Raw genomic sequence first — 24865 nt, 5'->3', positions numbered from 1 at the left:
TGTGACGTGGCGTCGACTCGGCCGGACGTGTCTGCGGTGCTCTGGTCCGATGGCGACACAGACCGAACCGACCGCGCCGGTCCCGGCGGCACGACGCCGCCGCAGAGGCCGGGTGCTCGTCTCCTGGCTGACCACGACCGACCACAAGCGCATCGGCCACCTGTATCTCATCACGTCGTTCGGGTTCTTCCTGGCCGCCGGGGTGCTGGCGATGCTGGTCCGGGCGGAACTGGCCCGTCCCGGGCTGCAGTTGCTCTCCCACGAGCAGTACAACCAGGCGTTCACGATGCACGGCACGATCATGCTGCTGCTGTTCGCCACCCCCACCTTCGCCGGGTTCGCCAACGCGATCATGCCGTTGCAGATCGGCTCCCCCGACGTCGCCTTCCCCCGGCTGAACATGCTCTCGTACTGGCTGTTCCTCTTCGGCGGCCTGATCGTGCTGAGCAGTTTCCTCACCCCGCAGGGCGCCGCCGACTTCGGCTGGACCGCCTACACCCCGCTCAGCGGCGGCGAGCGCACCCCCTACCTCGGCGGCGATCTGTGGATCACGGGACTGGCGCTGTCCGGCTTCGGCACCATCCTCGGCGCGGTCAACTTCATCACCACGATCATCTGCATGCGCGCCCCCGGCATGACGATCTTCCGCATGCCGATCTTCGTCTGGAACGTGCTGCTCACCTCGGTGCTCGTGCTGCTGGCCTTCCCCGTGCTGGCGGCCGCCCTGCTGGTGCTGGAGGCGGACCGCCAGTTCGGCGCGCACGTCTTCGACGCCCGGTACGGCGGGGCGATCCTGTGGCAGCACCTGTTCTGGTTCTTCGGCCACCCCGAGGTGTACATCCTGGCGCTGCCGTTCTTCGGGGTCGTCACGGAGATCCTCCCGGTCTTCGCGCGCAAGCCGATCTTCGGTTACGTGGGCCTGGTCGGCGCCACCCTCGCCATCGCCGGGCTGTCGGCCACCGTGTGGGCGCACCACATGTTCGCCACGGGGGCCGTGCTGCTGCCGTTCTTCTCGTTCCTGACGTATCTCATCGCCGTGCCCACCGGGGTAAAGTTCTTCAACTGGATCGGCACGATGTGGAAGGGGTCCCTGTCCTTCGAGCCGCCGATGCTGTGGGCGGCCGGCTTCCTGGTCACGTTCCTCTTCGGCGGCCTGACCGGGGTGATCCTCGGTTCGCCGCCGCTGGACTGGCACGTCACCGACTCGTACTTCGTGGTCGCGCACTTCCACTACGTGCTGTTCGGCACGATCGTGTTCGCGATGTTCGCGGGTTTCAGCTTCTGGTGGCCGAAGATGACGGGCCGCATGCTGGACCACCGGCTGGAGAAGGTGCACTTCTGGACGCTGTTCGCGGGCTTCCACACCACGTTCCTGGTCCAGCACTGGCTGGGTGTCGAGGGCATGCCCCGCCGCTACGCCGACTATCTCGCCGCCGACGGCTTCACCGTCCTCAACACGGTCTCCACCGTCGGCGCGTTCCTGCTGGGCCTGTCCACGCTGCCGTTCCTGTACAACGTGTGGAGGACCGCCAGGTACGGCACGCCGGTCGGGGTCGACGACCCGTGGGGGTACGGCCGTTCCCTGGAGTGGGTCACCTCGTGCCCGCCGCCGCGCCACAACTTCCACGCCCTGCCGCGCGTGCGCTCGGAGTCACCGGCCTTCGACCTGCACCACCCGGCCCTCACCCGACTGGACCAGGCGGAGAGCAGCGGACGGCGCGACGCCGTGGAGCCGGGCTCCTGACGGCGTACGGCCCCTCGGCCGCCGTGCGCCCGGGTGAGCGGTGGTGCGAGGGGTACTGGGGCGTCGACGAGGATCCGGGCACCCGGATCCGGCGAGTACTCCCGGACAGGAGCACGCTCATGTCCCCGTCCCCCGACGACAGCCTCCGGATCCACTTCATCGGCAACGCGACGGTGCTGCTCCGGTACCGCGGGCTGAGTCTGCTGACCGATCCGAACTTCCTGCACCGCGGGCAGCGCGCCTACCTCGGTCACGGCCTGACGAGCCGGCGCCTGACCGAGCCGGCGCTCGACCCGCGCGACCTGCCGGACCTGGACGCCGTGGTGCTGTCCCATCTGCACGGCGACCACTGGGACCGGGTGGCCCGGCGGCATCTGTCCCGGTCGGTGCCGATCGTCACCACTCCGCACGCCTCCCGCCGGCTGCAGGGCGTGCACGGTTTCCACCGGGCCGTGGGGCTGCGCACCTGGCAGCGGGAGACCGTGTCGCACGGGGACGCCCGGGCACGCGTCACGGCGCTGCCCGGCCGCCACGCGGGCCACCCGGCGCTGCGGCGGCTGCTGCCGCCGGTGATGGGCAGCCTGCTGGAGTTCGGGCCGGCCGGCGGCCCTGTGCTGCACCGGCTGTACGTGTCCGGGGACACGCTGCTCTTCGAGGGGCTGGACGAGATCGTCCGGCGCTTCCCCGACGTGGACCTGGCGGTGCTGCACCTGGGCGGTACCACGCTGCCGGGCGGCTTCGTGGTGACCCTGGACGGCCGTGCGGGCGCGGAGCTCGCACGGCGCCTGGACCCCCGGCTGATCCTGCCGGTGCACTACGACGACTACACGGTCTTCCGCTCACCGCTCGACGCCTTCCTCGCCGAGGCCGGCCGCCGGGGGCTCGCCGACCGGATCGTGCACTGCCGCCACGGTCAGCGGGCGGTCCTCGCCCCGGGCGGCGGACCGCCGGCCGTGACGTAGCGCGGCTAGCCGGCCGTGCCGCCGGCGCTCCGGTGCACCTGCTCCTCCAGGCGCCGCAGGCTGGTGTCGAGGGCCTCGGCCACCGCCCGCTCGCCCGGGTCGTGGCTGTCGTCGAAGAACGACAGGTGCACGGTGACCTCGCTGGTCCCGCCGTCGAGGCCCGCCACCTGCAGCCAGCCGGCGTAGGAGCCCTGGTCGCGGGTGCCCCACTCCAGCCGCATCTGCTCGGGCCGGGCGCTCAGCAGCGCGGAGGTGTCGTGGCCGCCGCGGTCCTCGTGCACGGTGACCGCGGGCGGTTCCCCGGCCTCCACGTGCAGGTCCCGCGGGAGCCAGGTGTCCAGCCGGCCGACGTCCGCGACCTGGTCGAACACCTGCTCGGGCTGGGCGGGCATGGTCCGTGAACGCTCGTACTCGGTCATGGGGCACCACTCCTCGGCGCTCGGGTCCGTACGACGGACCGCGTGCCCGGTCTGCCGGGACCGAAGCGTCCGGCGCACGCTCCGCCCGGCGGGCGCGGCTCCGTGCGCGGTGCCAGACTGCTGCGCAGGGCGCCCCGGCGCGGCGTCCGCTCGACGAGGGGAGACGAGGTGTCGACGTCGGAGGCGAACGACGCGCTCCTGGAATTCCTCGCCGATCCGGGTCACCTGACGCTCGACCTGGCCGGCGCCGTGGCCCGCTGCTCCAAGGCCCTCGGGCTGCAGCACGCCGTGCTCTACCTCGTCGACCTCCAGCAGCGGCATCTCGTCCCCCAGACCGACGTGGCCTCGCCGATACCCGTCGACGGGTCGCTGGCGGGCTGGGCGTACCGTACGCAGGCGCTGCGGGTGGAGGAGTCGGAGGCCGGCGGCATCACCGCCTGGTTCCCGCTGCTGGACGGCGCGGAGCGGCTCGGCGTGCTGGCCGTGCACCAGACGGCGCTCACCTCGTCCTCGCTCTCCCGCGGCAGGGCCCTCGCCTCGCTGCTGGCCATGATGATCACCTCGAAGCGGGCGTACGAGGACTCCTACGTACGGCGCACCCGCACCCAGCGGATGCACCTGCCCTCCGAGATGCTGCGGGCCTTCCTGCCGCCGCGCACCATCGGCAACGCCCAGGTGGTGTCGACGGCCGTCCTCGAGCCCGCCTACGAGATCGGCGGCGACGCCTTCGACCACTCGCTCACCGAGACGACGCTGCACGTCACGGTCCTCGACTCGATGGGGCACGACCTCGCCTCCGGTCTCACCAGCGCGGTGTCGCTGGCGGCCTGCCGCAACGCGCGGCGCAACGGCGCCGATCTGCCCGAGCTGGTGGAGATCGTGGACGAGGCGCTCTCGCGCTGGCTGCCGGACAAGTTCTGCACGGCGGTCATCGCCCAGCTGGACCTGGCCACGGGCCTGCTGCGCTGGTGCAACTGCGGTCACCCGCCGCCCATCCTGATCCGTGACGACCGGCTGATCACCGACGCCATGGAACGGGACGCGGACCCGCCGATGGGCATGCCGTCCCTCCTCGCGGCCCGGCCGCGCCGGATCCACGAGATGTCCCTGGAGCCCGGGGACCGTGTGCTGATGTACACCGACGGGGTCACCGAGGCCCGCACCCGGGAGGCCGAGCTGATGGGCCTCGAACGGTTCGCGGACTACGTCATCCGGGCCACGGCCGGCGGTGAGCTGGCGCCGGAGTCCATGCGGCGTCTGATCCACTCGATCCTGGACACGCAGGAGGGCCGGCTGCGGGACGACGCGACGCTCCTGATGTTCGAGTGGCGGCACCGGGCCGGCTGACGCCCGTGGCCCGCCGCGCGCGTCACACGGCGTGCCCGTGGGCCCGCAGCCAGCGGTGCACCGTCTCCTTGTCCGACGGGCTGATGCGGACCGGGCTGTCGGTCCAGGGGCCCTCGTCCTCGGTGAAGCCGGTGTCGGTGATCCGCGCGGTGACCCAGGTCGCCAGGTCCTGCGCGGCGCGGTCGGGCAGCGCGCCCCGTTCCCAGCCGGCGCGTGCCTCCCGCTCCGCGGCCCGGTCGTGCCGCCCGGTCTCCTCCAGCCACGCCTCCACCAGCCGCTCGACGGTACGGCGCTCCGCGTCGCCCTGTTCGTTCCCTCGGTTGCCGTTCATACCGGCCGGGTGCCCGCGGCCGGCCGGGTGCGCACCGTGCCGGGAGACCCGGTGCGCCGTCGTGTCGCCCGTGCCGCGCCGGGTACCCGCGAAGGGGTGACGGCCGGTTCGCCGTGGACGGCGGCAACCCGGAGAGACGACCCGGAGAGGGGACACCGATGACGCAGCCCGCCGACGATCACGCTCTCGATCAGCGCGCCGGCGTTTCCGAGCTTCGTCCGACGGCGGGGGACGTACGGCCCGCCCCCGTCGACGGCCTGGGTACCGGGGAGCTCCCGGTCGACCTCAACCAGGCCATCCTCCAGACCGCCAAGCAGGTGGGCGCGATCCTGAAGAAGGCGGGGCACCCGTTCGCGCTGGCGGGCAGCGTGGCCGTGTACGCGCACGGCTGCACCCAGAACCTCCGGCACGACGTCGACTTCTGCATCCGGCCCGACGACGCGGAGGCCGTCGCCGGCACGCTGCGAAAGGCCGGCGTCGAGGTCCGCACGCCCCCCGAGGACTGGCTGCTGAAGGCCGACTGCCTGGGGCAGCAGGTCGACCTCATCTTCGAGCTGGCGCACCGGCCCGTCACCTCGCGGATGCTGGAGCGGGCCGAGGAGCTCTCCGTCGACTCGGTGCTCATGCCCGTCCTGTCGCCGACCGACCTGCTGCGCGGCCTGCTGGCGTCCTTCTCGGAGCACCACTGCGACTTCGGGGCGGTGCTGCCCGTCGCCCGCACCCTCCGGGAGAAGGTCGACTGGGACGAGCTGCGCCACGACTGCGGGGACGCCCCGTTGCCCGCCGCGTTCTTCTACGTCCTCGAACGGCTGGAGATCATCTCTCCGGCCCCGTCCACCGAGGAGGAGCACCGATGAGCGACCCCGTCGGACATCAGGGGCCCGCCGCGAGCGGTCCCGCGCCCGCCGCCGGGAACATCGAGTACCGCGTAGCCCACCTGCACGACCGGCTCGCCGCCGAGGAGCTCGGCGAGCTGGGGGTGCGGGCCGAGATCCGGGCCGGGGCCGTGGCGGTGACCGGCACGGTGCCCTCCGCGCAGTGCCGGGAGACCCTGCTGCGGATCGTGCGCGAGGAGCTGGCCGGGGTCACCGTGCACAGCGACGTCGTGGTGGCCGACACCACCCGTCCCGACCATGCGGAGGAGCTGTGATGGTACGCGTCGCCGCCGTCGGGGACATCCACATGGGCCTGGAGAGCCAGGGGCTGCTGCGTCCCGCCTTCGAGACGCTGCCCGACTGCGCCGATCTGCTGCTGCTCGCCGGTGACCTCACCCGGCACGGCACTCCGGAGGAGGCGCGGGTGGTGGCCCGGGAGCTGAGCGGCCTGCCGGTGCCGGTGGTGGCCGTCCTCGGCAACCACGACCACCACGACGAGCAGCCGGAGAAGGTCACCGCCCTCCTCCGGGACGCCGGTGTGACGGTTCTGGAGGGCGAGGCGACGGTCGTGGAGTGCGCCGGCACCCGCGTCGGTGTCGCCGGGACCAAGGGGTTCGGCGGCGGCTTCGTGGGCCGCAGCGCCGGCGAGTTCGGCGAGCCGGTGATGAAGGAGTTCGTCCGCACCACGCGCCGTTCGGCGGACAGTCTGCACGCCGCACTGGAGGAACTGGACGACGCGGGCTGCGCGGCACGGGTCGCGCTGACCCACTTCTCCCCCGTCGCCGACACGCTCGCCGGCGAGCCGCCGGAGATCCATCCGTTCCTCGGCAGCTATCTGCTGGCCGAGGCGATCGACACGGCAGGCGCGGACCTCGCCGTGCACGGCCACGCCCATCTGGGCACCGAGCACGGCATGACGGCGGGCGGGGTGCGGGTGCGCAACGTGGCCCAGCCCGTGATCCGCCGGGCCTTCAACGTCTACCGGCTGACCCCGGCGGCCTGAGCGCCCGCCCCGGACGGGGTCAGGGCCGTCCGGGGCGCTCCCCGGTGGTCCGCCCCAGGCAGGTGACGTCCGCGGGGTCCGGGCCGGCCGCCTCGACGACATGGAAGCCCATGCGGTCGTAGAAGGCGCGGGCCGGGGTGTTGGCCGTCGCCATCACCAGGTGGACGGCCGGCACGCCGCGCTCGCGCAGCGCCCGCCAGAACGTCCGCATGAGCTCCCGGCCGAATCCGCGGCCCTGCCACTCGGGCAGCAGGTCGATGTGCAGATGGGCCGGGTAGGCGGCCAGCTCGGGGACGATCATGCGCTCGGGGTCGTGCAGCAGGGCGGCCATGAGTTCGTCCGGGGTGCCGGGCGTGCCGTCCGGTGCCGGGTAACGGTCCGCGTGGCGGGGCAGCCACTCGGTGCGGAACTCCCTGGCGAAGCGCGGGGTGTCCGCCGTCCCGAGGATGTATCCGACCGCCTGTCCCCGCCCGTCGTCCAGCACGAAGGCCAGGTCCGGGTCGAGGTGGACGTAGGGGGCGGCGAAGAGGACGGGCAGGACGGAGGGGTCGGCGTAGACGGGCCGGCTGTCGCGGCCGTTGTGGGCGGTGCGGATGCAGATGTCGTCGAGGGCCGGGGCGTCGGCGGGACGGTACGGGCGTACGGCTGCGGTCGGGGTCACCGCAGCATCCTGCCTTTTTGGGAGCGCTCCCACAAGGGGCCTGACGTCTGTGGTGCCCGGACCGTCCGGCTCTCGCGCCGGTCCGTCACCCGCGGACGCTGCGCCGAATGCGCCGGACCGGCACCGCCGCCGAGGACGTGTCGCCGCCGCTCCCCCACCGCCTGTGACCTGCGCGGAATCCGTGGTGCCCGGTGCCGTCGGCCGCCGGTCGCGCGCCCGGCGCCGAATGGCGCCGCCCGGCCGGGGCACCTGATGATCCCTGTAGACATCCCACACCTGGCACCCCTGGAGTGAGCACCATGAGTCTTCTGCGTATGGCCGGCCGGCCGATGCTCGCCTCGATGTTCGTCGCCGGCGGCCTGCAGTCCCTGCGCAGTCCCGAGAGCGTGGCGCCGCTGGCCGAAGCCGTCGTGCGTCCCGTGACGGAGCGCGTGAGCGTGCTGCCGGACAGCACCGAACAGCTCGTACGGCTCAACGGCGCCGTGCAGGTGGTGGGCGGGGTCATGCTCGGCCTCGGCCGCTTCCCCCGGGTGGCCGCGCTGGCCGTCGCCGCGACCCTGGTCCCCACCACACTGGCCGCGCACCGCTTCTGGGAGGCGGAGGACCCGGGCGAGCGGGCCCAGCAGCGCATCCACTTCCTGAAGAACCTGTCCATGCTGGGCGGTCTGCTGATCGCCGCCGACGACACCGGGGGCGCGCCCTCGCTGATGTGGCGCGGCCGGCACGCCGCCAAGGGCCTGCGGCACGAGGCCCACACGGTGCAGCGCTCGGTCCGGGCCGCGGCACGCCCCGCGACGGCCGCCGGTGGCGTGCGGGCACGGCTGGGCTGCTGAACGGGCGTTAGCGCGGCGCGCGCCGGGGGACCCGGGGCCCGTGGCGGCCGGTCCCGTGGCCGCCACGACCTGACTGGAGGTGGAACGTGGGACACGGAGGAAACGTCATCGACGAGCTGACGACCGACCACCGCGAGGTCGAGGAGCTCTTCGGGAAGATCGAGGCGCTGCCGCCCGGCCACAAGGACCGCAAGCTCTACGCCGACCAGGCGACGATCGAGCTGGTGCGTCACTCGGTGGCGGAGGAGGCGTACCTCTACCCCGCCGTCCGCGAGCACGTGGCGAACGGGGGCGCCCTCGCCGACAAGGAGCTGGAGGACCACGCGGAGGCCGAGCAGATCATGAAGGATCTGGAGGGCTGCGGGGCGGACGACCCCGAGTTCGACCGGTTGATCGGCAGGCTGATGAGCGAGATCCGTGCACACGTCGCCGACGAGGAGGGCAATCTCTTCCCCCGGCTGCGCGAGGCGTGCCCGGCGCACGCCCTGGACGAGCTGGGCGACAAGGTCCGGCAGGCGAAGAGGACGGCGCCGACGCGGCCGCATCCGTCCGCACCGGACAAGCCGCCGATGAACAAGCTGCTGGCGCCGGGTGCGGGCATGGTCGACCGGGTCCGCGACGCGCTGACGGGCCGGGGCAGGTCCGGCTGACCGGGCGTACGGACCACAGACGTGGGGGGGGGGGGGGGGGGGGGGGGGGGGGGGGGGGGGGGGGGGGAGGGGGGGGGGGGGGGGGGGGGGGGGGCGGGGGGCCGGCCCGCCGCCCCCACCAGTGGGTGGGGGGGGGGGGGCATCCCCCCCCCCCCCCCCCCCCCCCTCTTCTCCTTGCGTCTTCTCCTTCAGGCCCACCGCTCCCCCGCGCGCTCCGGGGCCGCTGTCGGTACGGGTTCGGGGCGGTCCCGGAAGGAGGCGACGGTGCGTTCCAGGCCGTCCTGCCAGGTCACACCCGGCAGCCAGCCGAAGATCTCGCGGGCGAAGCCGGTGAGGGGGCGGGGCGGTGCGGGCCGGCCGTCCTCGGGGGTGACGAAGGCGAGCGGCGAGTCCGAGCCGGTCAGTCCGATCACGTGCCGTGCGATCTCCAGGGCCGTCGGAGCCTCGTCGCCGCCGATGTCCACGGGCCTGACCGAGTGGCCGGCAGCGACGCGCAGGACGCCGTCGGCCATGTCGTCGACGTAGCACAGGGGGAACCTGTGGCCGCCGTCGCCGGCCACGGTGACCGGCTGTCCCGCGAGGGCCTGCTCGATCATGGCGGCGGGTGTTCCGGCGCCGTCGGACCGCATGCCGGGGCCGTAGCCGCCGAACAGCCGCACGATGCCGGCGTCCGAGCCGTGGGCGCCCGCGTGCGCGGTGACCAGGGCCTCGGCGAACCGGACGGCCTCGGTGCGGGCACTGTGCGGGAGGGCCGGGCCGGTGCCGGGTCCGGGGGCCGCGGGGTCCGGGCCGTCCGGGTGGGCCGGCGGTGAGGAGGCGAGCAGGAACCGTGCGCCGTCCCGGTGCGCGACGGCCAGTGCGGCGCGGGTGCCGAGGCCGCCGGCGTCGAGCAGCTCCATGGGCCGGTCCGGCCCGGCGGCGGGGCAGGAGGCGGGGCCGGCCAGGTGCAGGACCAGGTCGTACGGGCCGGTGAGGCCGTCCGCACAGCCGGGCTCGCGGATGTCCCGTTCCAGGAAGCGGAAGCCGGGGCGGCCCGCCAGGTGGGCCACCTTCTCGGCCCGTCCCGTGGAGAGGTTGTCGACGCAGTCGACTTCGGCGCCCGAATCCAGCAGGCGGGTGCACAGGCGGGAGCCGAGGAACCCGGCACCGCCGGTGACCAGGACGCGGCCCCACGGCACGCGGGGCCCGTCGGACGTGCTGAACGCCGCCATCGGCATCATGAGGACGACCGTCCTTCCTCCGCGCTGCACCGGCGGAACGCGTGTCGAGCGCGCCCCGGGTGCCCCGCCGAGTCGCGTTCATGCTCCGACGCCGACCGCCGTCCCCGGGTGCGTGTCCCCCTGCGGGGGCGCCCCGTGCAAGGCCGGCCGGAGCGGAAGCCCGCGCTGTGGCCGCCGTCACCGCGGCGCGGGCCGGGGCCCGCGCCGCCCGTTCCCTGTGTGCAACGACACTCGCGGCGTCAACCGGCCCTGTGGTGAAGGGCTTTGGCGCCTCGGGCGCCGGTGCCGGACTGCCGGCCGGCACCGACTCGGCCGTCCCTTCTGCCACGATGGTCCGCGCCGTGTCCCGGCTCCCGGAGTGGCCGCGCAGCGCAGCCGGTGTCCCACTCCCCCCTCTCCGTTCCCTTCCGACCCACCTCTGTCCCTTCCGGGTCCCGCGACCCGTCTTCGAGTGGCGCACCTGTGTCTTCCTCTTCTGTCCCCGCCTCACCGGCCCCCGCGCCGCCTCGCGCGCCGGCCCCCTCCGAGGCCGCGTCCCGCTCTCCGTGGCGCTCCCTGCGGTACCGCAGCATGCGCTGGTGGTCCGTCGCGAACTTCGTGTCGAACGCCGGCACCTGGATGCAGCTCACGGTGCAGAACCTCCTGGTCCTGCAGATCACCGGGTCCGCCGCGACGACGGGCCTGTCGATGTCCGTCCAGGCCGCGCCCGCGCTGCTGATCAGTGTGTTCGGCGGCGCGGCCGTCGACCGCTGGCCGCGGAGGCTGACCGCCGCGGTCAGTCAGGCCCTGCTCGGCACGGTGGCCTTCACCACGGCCCTGCTGGTGGCGCTGGACCGGCTCGACGTCCCCACCCTGATGGTGCTGGCCGCCGTCACCGGTGTCATCGCCACCGTGGACGGCCCGGCCTGCTCCCTGCTGGGCAACGACCTCGTCCCGCCGGAGGACGTGCCGTCGGCCATCGGGGTGGGCGCGCTGGTGCACCAGGCGGGCCGGCTCACCGGCGCGGCACTGGCCGGCGTGACGGTCGGCTTCCTGGGCACGGCCGCCGCGTACGCCGCGAACGGGCTGTCCTTCCTGTTCGTGGCCTCGGTCATCCCCTTCCTGCGCCCCGCGCGCGGGGCGGTCCGGAAGGCCGGGGCGGCGGTGCGCGGCGCGCGGCGCCGGCGTGACGCGGACGGCGGCATGAGCGTGCGGGAGGGCCTGGTCTTCTTCGCCCGCCGGCCCCGGCTGCTGGCGCTGGCCGGCGTCACCGGCGTCAGCGCCGTCTTCGGGCGCAACTACCAGCTCACCCTGGCGGTGCTCGTCACCGGGCCGCTCGCGGGCGGCGCCGGTTCGTTCGGGACGGTCTCCACGGTCCTGGCGGCCGGCGGCATCGTCGGCGCGGTGCTGGGGGCCAGGCTGCGCCGCCCCTCGGTGCGGGTCGTGGGCGCGCTGGCGGCGGCGGGCGGCCTGCTGCAGGTGGCGGCGGGACTGTCGCCGTCGCTGGCCGTCCTGCTGGTGATGGTGCTGCCGATGGCGGTGGTGGAGTCCGTCTCCGACACCGCGGGCACGGCGGTCCTGCAGACCGACCCGCCGGAGCATCTGCGGGGCCGGGTGCTCGGAGTGTGGGGCAGCGTCGGCACGGTGTGGAGCCTCGGCGGGCCCCCGGCGCTCGGTCTGCTCATGGAGCTGGCGGGGGTGCGCGGTGCGCTGATGGCGGGCGGCCTGATCATCGCCGGCACCATCGGCGCGGGCCACCTCCTGCGCCGCCGCTCCACGGCGCCCGTGGCCGTACGCGCCGCGGACAAGGACGCCCCGGCCGGGACGGTACTGGGAACGGCCGCCTGAGCCCGCCCGGAACGGGCGGGAGCGGTGCCGGGCTCAGGCGGCCAGGGCCCGTCCCGGCTTCAGCCGGGCGAGGAGCTGCTCCCGGTGGAGCTGCGCCACCGACGCGAGCAGGTCGGGGTGGCGCAGGAGCGCCGCCGCCCGCCGGTCACGGTCGTCGGGCGCGAGCAGACGCCGGAACTCGGCGGGCGTCCCCGCGCCGGGGCCGGCCCCGGCGAGCTCCGTCACGGCCAGGGCGGCCAGTTCCGGATCGGACAGCAGACAGGCCGCCCAGCTCGTGACGACCTCGTCCACCCAGGTCCGCCAGGCGTCCGTGTCCGGGCCGGCGGCGGGCGTGGCGTCCGCGCCGGTGATCCAGTCGAGCCGGGCGGAGCCCCCGGGACCCGCCACGGACATCAGCGCGGCGTCCATCGGGGTGGGGTAGCGCAGCCGGGCCGCGGCCGTCACGGCCTGCCGCGCCTGCACCTCGCACAGAACCGAGGCCAGCGCGCCGCCGGACGCCGGGTAGGCGCACGTGAGCCACTGGGTGGTCGCCGCGATGACGGGGGAGAGATCTGCTTGCACTGCCGGACCGTCCGAACTGCTCTTCTCGGGGACAGAAGGGCTCCTCCCCGCGAGGGCGGGGGTCCCGGGACGGGAAAGCCCGCGGAAACGGTAGCCCGCGGCCCACGAGGCGGGACATGGTCCGGGTCTCGTCCGGCACGTGGTCTCGGCCACACCCGCTCCCCCGCCCCGCCTGTCCGGCCGTGCGTCACCGGCGCTCACCCGGCGGTGCCCGCGCCCTCTCCCGGTGCGCCCGGATGCCGCCGGGTACGGGCCCGGCAACGGGTCACCGTCCCCCGCGCCCTCCCCGGACCGGGCCCGGACTCACCAGTTCCCGCAGGCGAGGGCGGGGCGGCGTACGGCTTCCGCGGCGTCCCGCAGGTGCAGGGCGACGCTGATCAGGGCGCGCAGGGCGGACGGGCGCAGGGTCTGGGCGCTCTCGGCGGCCAGCACCAGCAGGCAGCCGGCGGCCTGCTCGACCACCGGCACGGAGAACGCGAAGTCGTCGCCGTCGGCCCCGCGGAACGCGCGCCACGGCGTCGCCGCGCCGTCGATGGACTTCTGGACCGCCTGCTCGAGATGCTGTGCGGCCTGCTCGCACACGGGAGCCGGCAGCACGATGGTGCGATGGAATGCTGAACTGTTCATAATCCCACTGCTCCCCCGCTACCGGGGGGTCCGATCGACACGCAGAGCGTTTTTCACCAGGTCGGCGGGTCCCGCGCGGGCCGGCACGCGCAGGCCGCCCCGGCCGGGTGGGCGGCCTGGGCGGCCTGTGCCGCGGCGGACGCCGGCTGCGGACGCCGGGCGGCCGACGGTGTCAGCGCGTCACGACGTGCCGTTCGTTCGGGACGCAGTGGGTCATCGTCAGGCCCTCGACGTTCCGCGGCGGGTTCTTGCCGAGGTTGGCCAGGCGCTCGCGGTCCTCGTCGGTGAGGTCCTGGCTCGCCAGCGGCTCCAGGTGCGAGACGTCCTGCGGGCTGATGCCGAGGCCCTCGCCGACCCGCAGGCCGAGGTCGTTCTCGACCAGCAGGAAGTGCCACACCATGCGCTCCTGCACCGGCCGGTCGCACTGGGAGAGCAGGTTGACGAAGTTCGCCACCAGGTCGTCGCGCTCCCACTCCTCCATGAGCAGGTAGCGCTGCCCGGCCTGGAGGTAGTCGTTGGTGCGCGGGATGCGCTTGCGGGTGAGCCGGCCGCGGATCTCCGGCCCCTGCTCGTCCTCGGTGGGGTACTGCGCCTCGCGCAGGCCGCCGGTGATCGACGGCTCGTAGTTGACGATCGGGTTCTCGCCGCCGCCGTCCACGTGGTACGTCATCTGGCCGTCGCGCTGGTTGGTGCGGACCTGCGCGTTCTTGGCCTGGTTGACGGGGAGCTGGAGGTAGTTGGGGCCGACCCGGTAGCGCTGGGTGTCGCTGTAGGAGAAGGTGCGGCCGACGAGCATCTTGTCGTCGGAGAAGTCCAGGCCGTCGACGAGGACGCCGGTGCCGAAGGAGATCTGCTCGTTCTCCGCGAAGAAGTTCTCCGGCATCCGGTTCAGCACCATCCGGCCGACGGGCCTGGGCGGGAAGTCCTGCTCCGGCCAGGTCTTGGTGTCGTCCAGCGGGTCGAAGTCCAGCTCCGGGTGGTCGTGGTCGTCCATCATCTGGACGAGCAGCTCCCACTCGGGGTACTCCCCGCGCGCCACGGCCTCGTAGAGGTCCTTGGTGGCGTGGCCGAGGGAGTCGGCCTGGACGTTGGCCGCGTCCTGTTCGGTCATGCTGCGCACGCCCTGCTTGGGCATCCAGTGGTACTTGACCAGCTTGGTCTCGCCCTCGGCGTTGACCCACTTGTAGGTGTTGACGCCGAAGCCCTGCTGGTGGCGGTAGTCCGCCGGGATGCCGCGCGGGCTGAACAGGTTGACCAGCATGTGCATGCTCTCCGGCGTCTGCGACATGAAGTCGAAGATGCGCCGCGGCTGCTGCTCGAAGGTGACCGGGTCCGGCTTGAGGGCATGGATGACGTCCGGGAACTTGATCGCGTCCCGGATGAAGAAGACGCCCAGGTTGTTGCCGACGAGGTCCCAGTTGCCGTCCTCGGTGTAGAACTTCACGGCGAAGCCGCGGGGGTCGCGGGCGGCCTCGGAGGAGTCGCGTCCGCCGATGACGGTGGAGAAGCGGACGGCGACGTCGGTGCGCTTGCCCTTCTCCTGGAAGAGCTTGGCCCGGGTGTAGCGGGAGACCGGCTCCTCGCCCCACTTCCCGTACGCCTCGAAATAGCCGTACGCGGTCACGCCGCGGGCGTGCACGACACGCTCGGGGATGCGCTCCCGGTCGAAGTGGCTGATCTTCTCCAGGAACTGGTAGTTCTCCAGCGTGGCGGGGCCACGGGCGCCGACCGTGCGCTGGTTCTGGTTGTCGTGGACGGGGTGTCCCTGCCGGTTGGTGAGCACCTTCCGGTCGTCGCCCGGGGCGGGCCCCTGGCTCGATACGTCCGTCATTCTCGTGGGCTCCTTCGACTCGTGGCCGGCGTCGGACGCGGCCCTGAGCTGCGAGGCGGCCGTCGGCCGCGCACCTGGGCGGCCCGGGTACCCGGCCGCGCACTGTCCGTCACACCTCAGTTTGCGCAGCTTCGGTGACGGTGTCGTGCGGGCCGGTGCGACAGGGCGAGGCTCCCGCCGCCGGGGTTCTCGCGGTCGCTCGCGAAGGGCCGGGGGAACGCGAACGGCCGGTCCGCCAGGACCGGCCGTCTCCCCCGTGGAGGCCGCACGGAGCGCGACCGGTCCCCCGTTCCGGTCGTGCCCCCTCGGCCCGTCGAACCTACGTGGGCGGGTCGCCGTTGTGAACCGTCGCGGTGCCCGCCGCCGGGCCACGGGGACTCACTCGTGCACAGATGAGTCCGGATGGCCCGGTTCCGTCCCGTGCAGCCGGGGCCGGCCGAGCTCCCCGGCCGCCAGATGGGCCAGCACCACCTCGTACAGGTCGCTGCCGCCGGCGAGCAGCTCGCGTTCCAGCACGGGTTCCGCGCTGCGGACGTGCTCGCGCACGGTCTGGGCGTGGACGCCGAGCGTCCGGGCGGCCCGTTCGGCGTTGCCGCCGGCGCGGATCCAGGTGCGCAGCGTGCGCCGCAGGTCGCGGGGGTCGGACGCCAGCCGGCTCAGCAGGTCGCCGGCCCACACGCGCAGCGCGGGTCCGGCCAGCAGGTCGGCGAGGCGGGACGGACCGGGCCCGGGGGCGTCCTCTTCGGGGAGCGCCTCGAGTCCTGCCTCGGCGTTCAGCGCGAGGTGGACGGCGGCGCGGGCGGTCAGGTCGGTGAAGTCGGTGCGCAGCAGTGTCTCGACGCGGTCCATGCGGGCGCGGACGGTGTTGCGGCTGACGCCGAGGATCCTGGCCGTGTTGACGGCGGTGAACTCCAGGCCGAGCCGGGTGGTGGCGAGCAGTTCGGCACGGGTGTGGTGGGGCAGCGTGTCGAGCGGGCACAGGACGCGGGCCGACCAGCGGCGCAGCACGGCCGGGTCCATCAGGCGCTCGGGGCGGGTCCGCTCGGCGTACACGGCCGCCCGCTCCGGCCGGAAGCGGGCCACGGCCAGGGCGCTCACGGCCTGTCCGTACGCGGTGGCGGTGCGGGCGAGGCCGTGCCGGGCGCTGCCGCCGAGGAAGACGCCGGGAAGCCGGCCGACGAGCGCGCGCAGCGCCTCACCGGCCGTCTCGCGGGGCGACACGACGATGATGTGCCCGTCCACGGCCGGGCAGCGCACCACCAGGGCCTGCCGGTCCGTCGCCGACACGCACTCCTCGACGAGGCGGTCACGCTCCTCGGGGGCGCTCTCCATGACGTAGACACAGGCCGCGTCGGTGTCGAGGAGGCCCGGCCAGAGCCCGGCGGCCACGCGGCGCGCGGAGACGGTGTCCTCGACCATCAGCAGTTGCAGGATGGCCAGGCGCAGGTCGGCGGTCGCCCGCCGCAGCCGGTGCGCGGCGACGGCGGACTCCTGCGAGGCCAGGAGCAGGCCGACGACCTGGGCGGTGTGCGTGACGATGTCCGTGGCCCGCCGGTCGAAGGGGCTGTCGCGGGCGACCACGAGGACGGCGGACGGCGCGGGGCCGGCGCGCTCCACGCGTACCAGTCGCAGGTGGCGGCCCCGGTCCTCCAGGGCGGCGGAGGCGATCCGGCCGGCGGTGACGTCCGCGACCAGGTTCTCGTCCACCTGCGCGGGGGTGCCGGCCGGCAGGCGGCCGGTGGCGTCCCGCAGTGTCACGTCCGCGTGCACGGCCCCGGCGAGCCAGGTCACGACCCTGCCCACGTCGCGTCCGGCCGGCCGCAGGTGCTCCAGCAGCTCCCGGGCCCAGTCGTCGTGCCCGCCCGCCCCCGCGTCCCGCCGCGGTGCCCCGTCCTCCCGGCCCGCCACGTCGGCCCGCTCCTCGTCCTCGTCCGCCTTCGGCCCCGGCCGGGGACGTTACCTCATACGGGCCGGCGGGGCGGAGCGCGCGGCGGGCGGGTGCGCGGGCGGCATAAGCTCGGTGAATGGCGAAGTACTTCGACGTGCACCCCGACAACCCCCAGCCGCGCAGCATCGCCCAGGTCGCCGACAGCGTCCGCGCGGGCGCGCTGATCGCGTACCCGACGGACTCCTGCTACGCGCTGGGCTGCCGCCTGGGCAGCCGCGACGGGACCGACCGCATCCGGTCGATCCGGAACCTGGACAGCCGGCACCACTTCACGCTGGTGTGCCAGGACTTCGCGCAGCTCGGCCGGTTCGTGCAGATCGACAACGACGTGTTCCGGGCGATCAAGGCGTCGACCCCGGGGAGCTACACGTTCATCCTGCCGGCGACGAGGGAGGTGCCGCGCATGCTGCAGCACCCGAAGAAGAAGACGGTCGGCGTGCGCATCCCCGACCACGTGGTCACCCAGGCGCTGCTGGCCGAGCTCGGGGAGCCGCTGCTGTCCAGCACCCTGCTGCTGCCCGACGAGGAGGAGCCGATGACGCAGGGCTGGGAGATCAAGGACCGGCTCGACCACGTGGTGGACGCGGTGATCGACTCCGGGGACTGCGGCACCGAGCCGACCACGGTCGTCGACTTCTCCGGCGGGGAGGCGGAGATCGTGCGCCGGGGCGCGGGGGACACGGCCCGGTTCGAGTAGCACGCCGCCCTCGTACGGAGGCGGCGCGTCCGCCCGGAGCGGCCGGCCGGGGACGGGGCGGCGGTCCCGCTCGTCCGGCCCGGCCGCCCGGTGCCCGTACGGGTCACCAGCGGCCCGGCTCGCTGCCGGTGACCGGCGCGGAGGGGGTGCCGTCGACTCCGGCGGGCACCTCACCGGCGAGCATCACGCGGTGCATGATCCGGGGATGGCCCAGGCGGGCGTCGCCGCTCGGGACGAGAAGGCACCGCCGGCGGTTCAGGCGGTGCCCTCCTCCGCCTGGTCCCGCAGGAAGGCGCTCAGCTGGTGCACCAGACCGCCCTCGCGCACCGATCCGGGCGGGGTCCCGCCGGCCGCCTCGTGCAGCCCGAGTCCGCCGGTCCACAGCCGCCGGCCGGCCCACTCCTCGTCCACGCGCAGCTGCACCTGTACGTCCACCTGGCCGAGACTCGCCTCCGGTCCGGCCCCGTAGAGGACGGCGGTGACGCGGCGCAGCGGATGGACCTCGAAGCCCTCGACGAACTGGGAGTTGCGCCAGTCGAGGAACGCGCCCTCGCCGTCGGGGCCGACCCGCACGTCGATCTGTCCGTCCTCCAGGTGCACCAGGAAGGGCCGGCCGCCGCGGTTCTCGACGCTCACCCGGACGCTGAAGTAGGTCAGCCCCTCGGCGGCGTCGTCGCGGCCACGCGGCGGTTCGGCCCGCTCAAGACGGTGGACGCGGACCCGCAGACCGGCGTGTTCGTCGTATTCCTGCCAGTCACCGACCACGTTCGGCTCGTACACAGCACACCTCTCGACTTCCCGAAGCTGCTTCCTATCCGTGTGCTCAGCGCACTGTCAAACGAGCGGAATGCGCCATGGCCAGGCGGTTCGTCCCCTTTGATCGGTGATCAAGCGTTGCGCAGCGGCTATCCGCCGCGCCCCCTCCGGGTGATCACAGCGAGCGTGCCGCACATCACGTTCCGCACCCGCCTGCGGCCCGGCCGCGCGGCCGCCCGGATGCCCGCCGGACACCACCTGAGCATAATGTCCGCATATACGATGACTTGTTTTGGATTGGGGGCGATCGGGAATGGCCCTGTCAGTGCTTCGGACACCAGGCACGTCCGTGGGGGCCGGAACGCTCCGGCGCCCCGGTGTTCTGTCCACCCGGCACCCCTGCTGAGGGAGGTGCGCAGCCATGCGTATCGCCAGCAGAACCAAGCCCCACCCGCACGACGACGCACCCGACACGGCCGCCGCGTTCGAACGGCTCGCCGAGCTGCCCGACGGCCCGGAGCGCAAGGCGCTGCGGGACGAACTGATCCAGGTCTGGCTGCCCATGGCGGAGCGGATCGCCGTCCGCTTCCGCGGGCGCGGCGAGAACCTGGACGACCTCTACCAGGTGGCGGCCCTCGGCCTGGTCAAGGCCGTCGACCACTACGACCCCGGACGCGGCCACGCCTTCGAGGCGTACGCCGTGCCGACCGTGACCGGCGAGATCAAGCGGCACTTCCGCGACCACATGTGGACGCTGCACGTGCCGCGCCGGATCCAGGACCTGCGCAACCGGGTGCGCCGCGCGGCGAAGGAACTGGCGCAGACCACGCCGGGCCGCGCCCCCACGGTCGAGGAGATCGCCGAGCACGCGCATCTGACCACGGCCGAGGTCCGCACCGGCATGGAGGCGCTGGAGTGCTTCTCCGCCCTCTCGCTGGAGGCGGAGATGCCGGGCACCGACGGGTACGCCCTCGGGGACGCGCTCGGCGGCCTGGACCCGGCCTTCGACACGGTCGTCGACCGGGTGGCGGTGCGCCCCTGCCTGGAGGCGCTGCCCGAACGCGAGCGCACCATCCTCTACCTGCGGTTCTTCCGCGGGATGACGCAGAGCCGCATCGCGCAGCAGCTCGGCATCTCGCAGATGCACGTCTCGCGGCTGCTCAGCGGCTGCTTCGACCGGATCCGCGAGGAGATCCTCGCGGAGGCCCACTGAGCAAAGGCGCGGCCGCGGCCCCACCCGGGCGCACGGCCGCGCTCCGCCGCGACGCCGGCACCACCGGCTCTGCCGCCACCGGGCCGCCAGCGGCGTCGTCACCTCCGTGAGGGAGCGCCGGGTATCTGCGTGGGACCGTGCCGGTCGAGGGCGTCCTCCAGGGCGACCCGGATCTGCTCCGGCATCACTCCTGTGCGCCCCCAGATGAGTATCAGTTCCGCGACATTGCGCAGTTTGATGTTCGTATGCTGGGAAACTTCCTTGAGTACGAGCCACCCCTCGTCCGGTGCCATCCGGCCGAGTACGACCATCATCCCGATCGCCTGGTCGACGACGGCGTGCGAGACGACCGCCTCCTTCAGCTGCCGGACCTCCTCCTGCAGCCGGAAGATCTGGTCCGGGCCCCCGTCCGTGGGCATGGTCACCTCCGGATCCGGCGTGTCACCGCCACCTGTGCCGCACGGTCCGCCCGTGCCGCGCGGTACCGCTCCGACGCCTCCATGGTCACCACATGCGCCGCCGGGCGCCACTGGGCCGTCCGGGGTGCGCGGGCCACCGTTTCGGCGTCGCCGCCGGGGTACTCGGCAGGCGCCCGCCGCTGTTCCGGCCGGACACTGGTGTGGAACCGGTGGCTGCCGGTGGACGAGACCAGGACGCGACTGCCATGAACCACGACACCTCCTCCCCCGCCGGCGCGGAGAGCCGCCTCTCCACCCACTCCGTGTTCGGGGCCCCGTGCTGGGTGAGCCTGACCAGCCGCGACCTCGAGGCCACCGAGAAGTTCTACTCCGCCGTCCTGGGCTGGCGGTGGCGTCCCGCCAAGCTGGGCGACCCCTTCCGGATCGCCCTGGCCGACGGGGTGCCGGTCGCCGGGATCGCCGCCGTCGCCGGAATGTGGCAGATGGCGGTGGCCTGGACGCCGTACTTCGCCGTGCGCAGCGCCGACGACGCCGTCTCGCGGGCGCAGGAGCGCGGCGGTACGGCCGCGGTCGGCCCGATCTCCCTGCCGCCCGGCCGGGCGGCGCTGCTCGCCGACCGCGACGGCGCGACCTTCGGGATCTGGGAGGGCGAACTCTTCACGGACTGGGAGACCTGGCGCTCCTCCCGTCCCGCCTTCATCCGGCTGCACACCCGCGACGCCTTCGACGCCGCCATCTTCTACGGCGAGGTCTTCGACTGGGCGTCGGGGGCCGAGGGCTGTTGCGAGGTCCGGTACGAGGGCGACGAGGTCGTGCTGCGCAGCCAGGGCGACGTCGTGGCGCGCATCGAGTCGGGTGCCCTGGGGGCCGCTCCGGACCCGGCCGTCCGGCCGCACTGGCAGGTGCACTTCGCGGTCGACGACGTCACCTCCTGCGTGCGCGCCGCCGAGCTGCACGGGGGCGGCGTACTGGCGACGGGTGAGACCGAGGCCGTGCTCCGCGACGGGGACGGCGCGCAGTTCACGGTGACCGCGCGCCGTCCCGGGGACTGAGCCGGCCGGGTGCACGCTCTCACCGGCCGGTGCGGGACGGCCGGGAGAGCAGCACCAGGCTGCGCGACTCGACGGTGAGCACGGTGCCCGCCTTGTGCTCCGCCTCGTCCGGGGGTCCCTCCGGCTCGGCGGTGTCGACGAGGGTCGTCCAGCGTTCGCCGTAGGTGACGTCGGGCAGCCGGAAGTCCGTCGGCTCCCAGTGGCTGTTGAGCAGCAGCAGGAAGGAGTCGTCGACGACCCGGCGGCCGCACGGGTCGGGTTCGGCGATGGCGTCGCCGTTGAGGAAGACGCCGACGGCGTGGGCGTCGGAGCGCTGCCAGTCGTCGTCGGACATCTCCCGGGCGTCCGGCAGCAGCCACACCAGGTCGGGCAGCGGCTGGTCGGCGTTGGTCACCGTCTCGCCGCGGAAGTAGCGGCGCCGGCGCAGCACGGGGTGGGTGGTGCGCAGGGCGATGAGGCGCCGGGTGAAGTCCAGCAGGCCGCGCTGTTCGTCGTCCAGCCGCCAGTCGATCCAGGAGATCTCGTTGTCCTGGCAGTAGGCGTTGTTGTTGCCGCGCTGGGTGCGGCCCAGTTCGTCGCCGTGGCAGAGCATCGGGATGCCCTGGGAGAGCAGCAGCGTGGCGAGGAAGTTGCGCTGCTGGCGGCCGCGCAGCTCCAGGACCGCCGGGTCCTTCGTGCGGCCTTCGGCACCGCAGTTCCAGGACCGGTTGTGGCTCTCGCCGTCCCGGTTGCCCTCGCCGTTGGCCTCGTTGTGCTTGTCGTTGTACGACACGAGGTCGCGCAGGGTGAAACCGTCGTGCGCGGTGACGAAGTTGACACTGGCGCGGGGCCGGCGCCGGCTGTGCTGGTAGAGGTCGGACGAGCCGGTCAGCCGGGACGCGAACTCGCCGAGCGTGTGCTCCTCACCCCGCCAGAAGTCCCGTACGGCGTCCCGGTACATGCCGTTCCACTCCGACCACAGCTGGGGGAAGTTGCCCACCTGGTAGCCGCCCTCGCCGAGGTCCCAGGGCTCGGCGATCAGTTTGACGCGGCTGATCACCGGGTCCTGCTGGATGAGGTCGAAGAACGCCGACAGCCGGTCCACCTCGTGGAACTGCCGGGCCAGGGTGGCCGCCAGGTCGAAGCGGAAGCCGTCGACGTGCATCTCGGTCACCCAGTACCGCAGCGAGTCCATGATCAGCTGGAGCACGTAGGGGTGCCGCATCAGCAGGCTGTTGCCGGTGCCGGTGGTGTCGTAGTAGTGCTGCCAGTCGCCGTCGACCAGGCGGTAGTACGAGGCGTTGTCGATGCCGCGGAAGGAGAGGGTGGGGCCCCTCTCGTTGCCCTCGGCGGTGTGGTTGTAGACCACGTCGAGGATGACCTCGAGGCCGGCCTCGTGCAGGGTCTTGACCATCGACTTGAACTCGGTGACCTGCTGCCCGCGGGTGCCGAGGGCGGCGTAGCCGTTGTGCGGCGCGAAGAAGCCGATGGTGTTGTAGCCCCAGTAGTTGGACAGGCCCCGGTCCGTGAGGACGCCGTCGTGCACGAACTGGTGCACCGGCATCAGCTCGACGGCGGTCACGCCGAGGGAGGTCAGGTGGTCCACGACCGCCGGGTGCGCCAGCCCGGCGTAGGTGCCCCGCAGTTCCTCGGGGACGTCGGGATGGGTGCGGCTGATGCCGCGGACGTGGGCCTCGTAGATCACGGTCTCGGAGTAGGGGCGCCGGGGCGGGCGGTCGTCGCCCCAGTCGAAGAAGGGGTCGGTGACGACGCCGAGCATGGTGTGCCCGGCGCTGTCGGCCGGGTCGGGCCTGCCCTGGGCGCGCTCGAAGAGGGACGGGTGGTTGTCCGCCATCCCGTCCACGGCGCGGGTGTAGGGGTCGAGCAGGAGCTTGGCCGGGTTGCAGCGGTGGCCCACGGCCGGGGCCCACGGACCGTGGACCCGGTAGCCGTAGCGCTGCCCCGGGCCGACGCCGGGCAGGTAGCAGTGCCAGACGAAGCCGTCGACCTCGGGCAGCGGGACGGTGCTGTGGGTGCCGTCCTCGTCCACGAGGACGAGGTCGACGCGTTCGGCGACCTCGCTGAACAGGGCGAAGTTGGTGCCCTGCCCGTCGTACGAGGCTCCCAGCGGATAGGGGTGCCCGCCCCAGACGGGCGACCCCTTCCAGTTCGGCCTGGGCCGGGTCACCGGGCCTCCTCCAGAACGCCGTGGGTGGTGCTGGCCGGTCCGGCCACCCTGCCCACCGGCATGATCTCTCGCGGCACTTCCAGCCCCTCCTGGGTGATCGGCTCCGGTGCCGTCGGCACCAGCGGTACGCGTTCGCCGGCGCGGGCACGCTGCGAGAACCAGATGACCTTCGCCCCGGTCTCGGTGGCGCAGCACCCCCAGCCGTCGCTGTTGGCGGCGAGGTGCTGCAGACAGGTGCGCAGGTCCTGGTCGGGACGGAGCGCGTGGTCGTTGCCCCCTACGGCCGTGATGAGGTGGTGGCGGTTCCACCACATCTCGATCGACGTGTGCTTGTCGCTCGCGTGCTCGTCGATCGCCCGCAGCAGCATCTCGGCGCCGGAGCAGACGGGTTCGACGAGGTTCTCCAGGTCCCAGAACCTGAGGTGAGCGGCCAGGATGCGCCTGACCTGTCCGACCCGTTCCGGGCTCACTTCCACGTCGAGGTGGTAGTAGCAGGGCACTGCGGTCTTCATCGTCGTGGCTCCTCACCGCGAAAGCTCTCGCCTCTCCGCGTCCCGTGGGGGACGGGCTCCCCGTGCACGAAGCGTGAGCACTGGTCGCTTCTGAGTCACTCCAGAGTGGGAGCGGTAGTCCATTCGTGCAACACGAGCGGCGGGTGGCCGGGTCCCGGCGGGAAAAGCCGTTGAAGATCCAACAAGACGGCGGGTGACCGTGCGTGCACCATGTGTGAAGAACTAGATCGTCCGTACCGGACCGTCCCGGAAGGTGACCGGCCATGCTGCTTCCTGCGAAGACAGAAGTCGCCCGGCAGCTGCGGCGTTACCGCGCCTGGGAACGGATGATGCTCGCGTCCCCCGCGGACGTGCGCGTCCGGGCCACCTTCGAGGACTCCGGCTACACGCTGTGCGTGCTCATGGGCAAGCGGTGCGCGCGCGAGGCGGCGGACGCCGCGGAACGGTATCTGCGGACGAACCTGGTCACCTATCTGCAGGAACAGAGCGAGCGGCCCCGTACCGCCCGAGCGGCCCGGCGTGGCCCGCCGGCGGCGGACCGGCTCTCCCCGTCGGGGCGGAAAACCCCCTCCGGCGCGGCTTGACCCCTTCGGCCGGGCGCCCAGCCCGGCCTCGAGCACGGCGGAGGTGAGAACGGATGAACACGGCCGTGGAGATCGGGCGTATCCCGGTACGGGACGTCCACCCGGTGGTGGAGGGCGGCAATCGCCCGGCGAAAGCGGTGGCGGGAGAGACGTTCGAGGTCACCGCGACCGTGTTCCGGGAGGGGCACGACGCGGTGGCGGCCAACGTCGTGCTGAAGGATCCCGAGGGCCGGCCCGGTCCGTGGACGCCGATGCGGGAGCTGACGCCCGGGAGCGACCGCTGGGGCGCGGAGGTCACCCCGGGGGCTCCGGGCCGCTGGACCTACCGGGTGGAGGCATGGAGCGATCCGGTCACCACCTGGAAGCGCCACGCCGGGATCAAGGTGCCGGCGGGCATCGACACCGGTCTCGTGCTGGAGGAGGGGGCCGAGCTGTTCCGGCGGGCCGCCGCGGGGGTGCCGAAGGGGTCCGGACGGGCCGTGGTGCTGGCGGCCGCGGCCACGCTGGGCGACGACACCCTGCCGGTGGCCACCCGGCTGGCGGCGGCGTTGACGCCGGAGGTGGACGCGGTGCTGGCCCGGCACCCGCTGCGGGAACTGGTCACCACCTCCGAACCGCTGCCCCTG

27 protein-coding genes and 1 pseudogene are annotated in these 24865 nt (G+C 73.4%); 14 read left to right on the top strand and 14 right to left on the bottom strand.

The genetic code is table 11. The annotated features are described in order from the left end of the window. Positions 1-49: 49 nt before the first annotated feature. Together ctaD and ACFYOJ_RS29235 are read left to right on the top strand one after the other, a co-directional pair. Positions 50-1744 (top strand): cytochrome c oxidase subunit I, encoded by a 1695-nt coding sequence (ctaD, locus tag ACFYOJ_RS29240; protein ID WP_356556288.1) that lies wholly within the window; start codon positions 50-52, stop codon positions 1742-1744. A gap of 119 nt (positions 1745-1863) precedes the next feature. Beyond that, complete coding sequence (locus ACFYOJ_RS29235) at positions 1864-2706, top strand: MBL fold metallo-hydrolase (protein ID WP_356556290.1); 843 nt, start codon at positions 1864-1866, stop codon at positions 2704-2706. 5 nt (positions 2707-2711) lie between these two features. Here ACFYOJ_RS29235 and ACFYOJ_RS29230 read toward each other — a convergent pair whose 3' ends face one another. Further along, positions 2712-3125, bottom strand: coding sequence for an SRPBCC family protein (locus tag ACFYOJ_RS29230; RefSeq protein ID WP_356556291.1), 414 nt, complete (start codon positions 3123-3125; stop codon positions 2712-2714). A 168-nt stretch (positions 3126-3293) separates the two neighbouring features. On the opposite strand from ACFYOJ_RS29230, the gene ACFYOJ_RS29225 reads away from it, so the two are divergent. Continuing rightward, positions 3294-4472, top strand: a complete 1179-nt coding sequence (locus ACFYOJ_RS29225) for a PP2C family protein-serine/threonine phosphatase (RefSeq protein WP_388598241.1) — start codon at positions 3294-3296, stop codon at positions 4470-4472. Between the two features lie 22 nt (positions 4473-4494). Here ACFYOJ_RS29225 and ACFYOJ_RS29220 read toward each other — a convergent pair whose 3' ends face one another. Then, positions 4495-4803 carry a hypothetical protein gene (locus ACFYOJ_RS29220; RefSeq protein ID WP_356556295.1) on the bottom strand — a complete coding sequence of 103 codons (309 nt, stop codon included), beginning with the start codon at positions 4801-4803 and terminating at the stop codon, positions 4495-4497. Between the two features lie 158 nt (positions 4804-4961). Between ACFYOJ_RS29220 and ACFYOJ_RS29215 the strand changes: the two genes are divergently transcribed. From ACFYOJ_RS29215 to ACFYOJ_RS29205, 3 genes are read left to right on the top strand one after another with little or no spacing between them, the layout of a single operon-like run. Further along, positions 4962-5660, top strand: a complete 699-nt coding sequence (locus ACFYOJ_RS29215) for a hypothetical protein (RefSeq protein WP_356556297.1) — start codon at positions 4962-4964, stop codon at positions 5658-5660. Next, positions 5657-5953: a BON domain-containing protein gene (locus ACFYOJ_RS29210; RefSeq protein ID WP_356556299.1), complete on the top strand. Its 297-nt coding sequence runs from the start codon at positions 5657-5659 to the stop codon at positions 5951-5953. Before ACFYOJ_RS29215 ends, ACFYOJ_RS29210 begins: the two co-directional genes overlap by 4 nt. Beyond that, on the top strand, positions 5953-6681 hold the full coding sequence (locus ACFYOJ_RS29205; RefSeq protein WP_356556301.1) for a metallophosphoesterase: 729 nt from the start codon (positions 5953-5955) through the stop codon (positions 6679-6681). Before ACFYOJ_RS29210 ends, ACFYOJ_RS29205 begins: the two co-directional genes overlap by 1 nt. A 19-nt stretch (positions 6682-6700) precedes the next feature. Here the strand turns inward: ACFYOJ_RS29205 and ACFYOJ_RS29200 are convergent, their stop codons facing one another. Next, a complete protein-coding gene (locus tag ACFYOJ_RS29200) occupies positions 6701-7342 on the bottom strand; it encodes an N-acetyltransferase (protein WP_356556303.1) in 642 nt (213 codons plus the stop codon). A gap of 299 nt (positions 7343-7641) precedes the next feature. Between ACFYOJ_RS29200 and ACFYOJ_RS29195 the strand changes: the two genes are divergently transcribed. Both ACFYOJ_RS29195 and ACFYOJ_RS29190 read left to right on the top strand, forming a co-directional pair. Then, positions 7642-8175, top strand: a complete 534-nt coding sequence (locus tag ACFYOJ_RS29195) for a DoxX family protein (RefSeq protein WP_356556305.1) — start codon at positions 7642-7644, stop codon at positions 8173-8175. An 86-nt stretch (positions 8176-8261) separates the two neighbouring features. Then, positions 8262-8825 (top strand): hemerythrin domain-containing protein, encoded by a 564-nt coding sequence (locus tag ACFYOJ_RS29190; protein ID WP_356556307.1) that lies wholly within the window; start codon positions 8262-8264, stop codon positions 8823-8825. A 188-nt stretch (positions 8826-9013) separates the two neighbouring features. Here ACFYOJ_RS29190 and ACFYOJ_RS29185 read toward each other — a convergent pair whose 3' ends face one another. Then, positions 9014-10045: an NAD-dependent epimerase/dehydratase family protein gene (locus tag ACFYOJ_RS29185; RefSeq protein ID WP_356556308.1), complete on the bottom strand. Its 1032-nt coding sequence runs from the start codon at positions 10043-10045 to the stop codon at positions 9014-9016. Positions 10046-10507: 462 nt separating this feature from the next. Between ACFYOJ_RS29185 and ACFYOJ_RS29180 the strand changes: the two genes are divergently transcribed. After that, positions 10508-11872: an MFS transporter gene (locus ACFYOJ_RS29180; protein WP_356556310.1), complete on the top strand. Its 1365-nt coding sequence runs from the start codon at positions 10508-10510 to the stop codon at positions 11870-11872. 33 nt (positions 11873-11905) lie between these two features. On the opposite strand, the gene ACFYOJ_RS29175 is transcribed toward ACFYOJ_RS29180, so the two are convergent. The 4 genes from ACFYOJ_RS29175 to ACFYOJ_RS29160 all read right to left on the bottom strand — a co-directional run bounded on the left by ACFYOJ_RS29175 (position 11906) and on the right by ACFYOJ_RS29160 (position 16799). Then, complete coding sequence (locus ACFYOJ_RS29175) at positions 11906-12433, bottom strand: hypothetical protein (protein WP_356556312.1); 528 nt, start codon at positions 12431-12433, stop codon at positions 11906-11908. Positions 12434-12736: 303 nt separating this feature from the next. Beyond that, entirely contained in the window at positions 12737-13060 is a 324-nt protein-coding gene (locus ACFYOJ_RS29170) for a hypothetical protein (RefSeq protein WP_356556314.1), read from the bottom strand. A gap of 172 nt (positions 13061-13232) precedes the next feature. Beyond that, complete coding sequence (locus ACFYOJ_RS29165) at positions 13233-14891, bottom strand: catalase (protein WP_356556316.1); 1659 nt, start codon at positions 14889-14891, stop codon at positions 13233-13235. Between the two features lie 378 nt (positions 14892-15269). Further along, complete coding sequence (locus tag ACFYOJ_RS29160) at positions 15270-16799, bottom strand: helix-turn-helix domain-containing protein (RefSeq protein WP_356556318.1); 1530 nt, start codon at positions 16797-16799, stop codon at positions 15270-15272. Positions 16800-16915: 116 nt separating this feature from the next. Between ACFYOJ_RS29160 and ACFYOJ_RS29155 the strand changes: the two genes are divergently transcribed. Continuing rightward, positions 16916-17536, top strand: coding sequence for an L-threonylcarbamoyladenylate synthase (locus ACFYOJ_RS29155; RefSeq protein WP_356556320.1), 621 nt, complete (start codon positions 16916-16918; stop codon positions 17534-17536). A 103-nt stretch (positions 17537-17639) separates the two neighbouring features. Here ACFYOJ_RS29155 and ACFYOJ_RS29150 read toward each other — a convergent pair. Beyond that, positions 17640-17759: pseudogene (locus ACFYOJ_RS29150) on the bottom strand (TauD/TfdA family dioxygenase); the annotation flags it as partial. Between the two features lie 32 nt (positions 17760-17791). Next, positions 17792-18316 carry a hypothetical protein gene (locus tag ACFYOJ_RS29145; protein WP_356556322.1) on the bottom strand — a complete coding sequence of 175 codons (525 nt, stop codon included), beginning with the start codon at positions 18314-18316 and terminating at the stop codon, positions 17792-17794. A gap of 397 nt (positions 18317-18713) precedes the next feature. Between ACFYOJ_RS29145 and ACFYOJ_RS29140 the strand changes: the two genes are divergently transcribed. Then, positions 18714-19505, top strand: a complete 792-nt coding sequence (locus tag ACFYOJ_RS29140) for an RNA polymerase sigma factor SigF (RefSeq protein ID WP_356556324.1) — start codon at positions 18714-18716, stop codon at positions 19503-19505. Positions 19506-19603: 98 nt separating this feature from the next. Here the strand turns inward: ACFYOJ_RS29140 and ACFYOJ_RS29135 are convergent, their stop codons facing one another. Beyond that, the gene (locus ACFYOJ_RS29135) at positions 19604-19924 is read right to left on the bottom strand and encodes an ANTAR domain-containing protein (protein ID WP_356556326.1); all 321 of its coding nucleotides are present in this window, start codon (positions 19922-19924) and stop codon (positions 19604-19606) included. Positions 19925-19926: 2 nt separating this feature from the next. Continuing rightward, positions 19927-20178 (bottom strand): hypothetical protein, encoded by a 252-nt coding sequence (locus ACFYOJ_RS29130; RefSeq protein ID WP_356556327.1) that lies wholly within the window; start codon positions 20176-20178, stop codon positions 19927-19929. On the opposite strand from ACFYOJ_RS29130, the gene ACFYOJ_RS29125 reads away from it, so the two are divergent. Further along, complete coding sequence (locus tag ACFYOJ_RS29125) at positions 20170-20976, top strand: VOC family protein (RefSeq protein ID WP_356556329.1); 807 nt, start codon at positions 20170-20172, stop codon at positions 20974-20976. The two genes, ACFYOJ_RS29130 and ACFYOJ_RS29125, sit on opposite strands and share 9 nt — an antisense overlap. Positions 20977-20995: 19 nt before the next feature. Here the strand turns inward: ACFYOJ_RS29125 and glgX are convergent, their stop codons facing one another. Next, positions 20996-23143 carry a glycogen debranching protein GlgX gene (glgX, locus tag ACFYOJ_RS29120; RefSeq protein ID WP_356556331.1) on the bottom strand — a complete coding sequence of 716 codons (2148 nt, stop codon included), beginning with the start codon at positions 23141-23143 and terminating at the stop codon, positions 20996-20998. Then, on the bottom strand, positions 23140-23655 hold the full coding sequence (locus ACFYOJ_RS29115) for a pep a2 (RefSeq protein WP_356556333.1): 516 nt from the start codon (positions 23653-23655) through the stop codon (positions 23140-23142). Before ACFYOJ_RS29115 ends, glgX begins: the two co-directional genes overlap by 4 nt. Before the next feature lie 263 nt (positions 23656-23918). Here ACFYOJ_RS29115 and ACFYOJ_RS29110 point away from each other — a divergent pair, with 263 nt between their 5' ends. Together ACFYOJ_RS29110 and ACFYOJ_RS29105 are read left to right on the top strand one after the other, a co-directional pair. After that, on the top strand, positions 23919-24239 hold the full coding sequence (locus ACFYOJ_RS29110) for a DUF5133 domain-containing protein (RefSeq protein ID WP_356556335.1): 321 nt from the start codon (positions 23919-23921) through the stop codon (positions 24237-24239). 53 nt (positions 24240-24292) lie between these two features. Further along, on the top strand, positions 24293-24865 hold a 573-nt coding region (locus ACFYOJ_RS29105; protein WP_356556337.1), incomplete at its 3' end, for a maltotransferase domain-containing protein.

Origin of the sequence: Streptomyces sp. NPDC006384 (assembly GCF_042870695.1) — a bacterium.
In the GTDB taxonomy this organism is placed as follows: Bacteria; Actinomycetota; Actinomycetes; order Streptomycetales; family Streptomycetaceae; genus Streptomyces.
The sequence above is the reverse complement of the archived record's forward strand: the minus strand, read 5'-3'. Positions and strand labels throughout refer to the sequence as shown.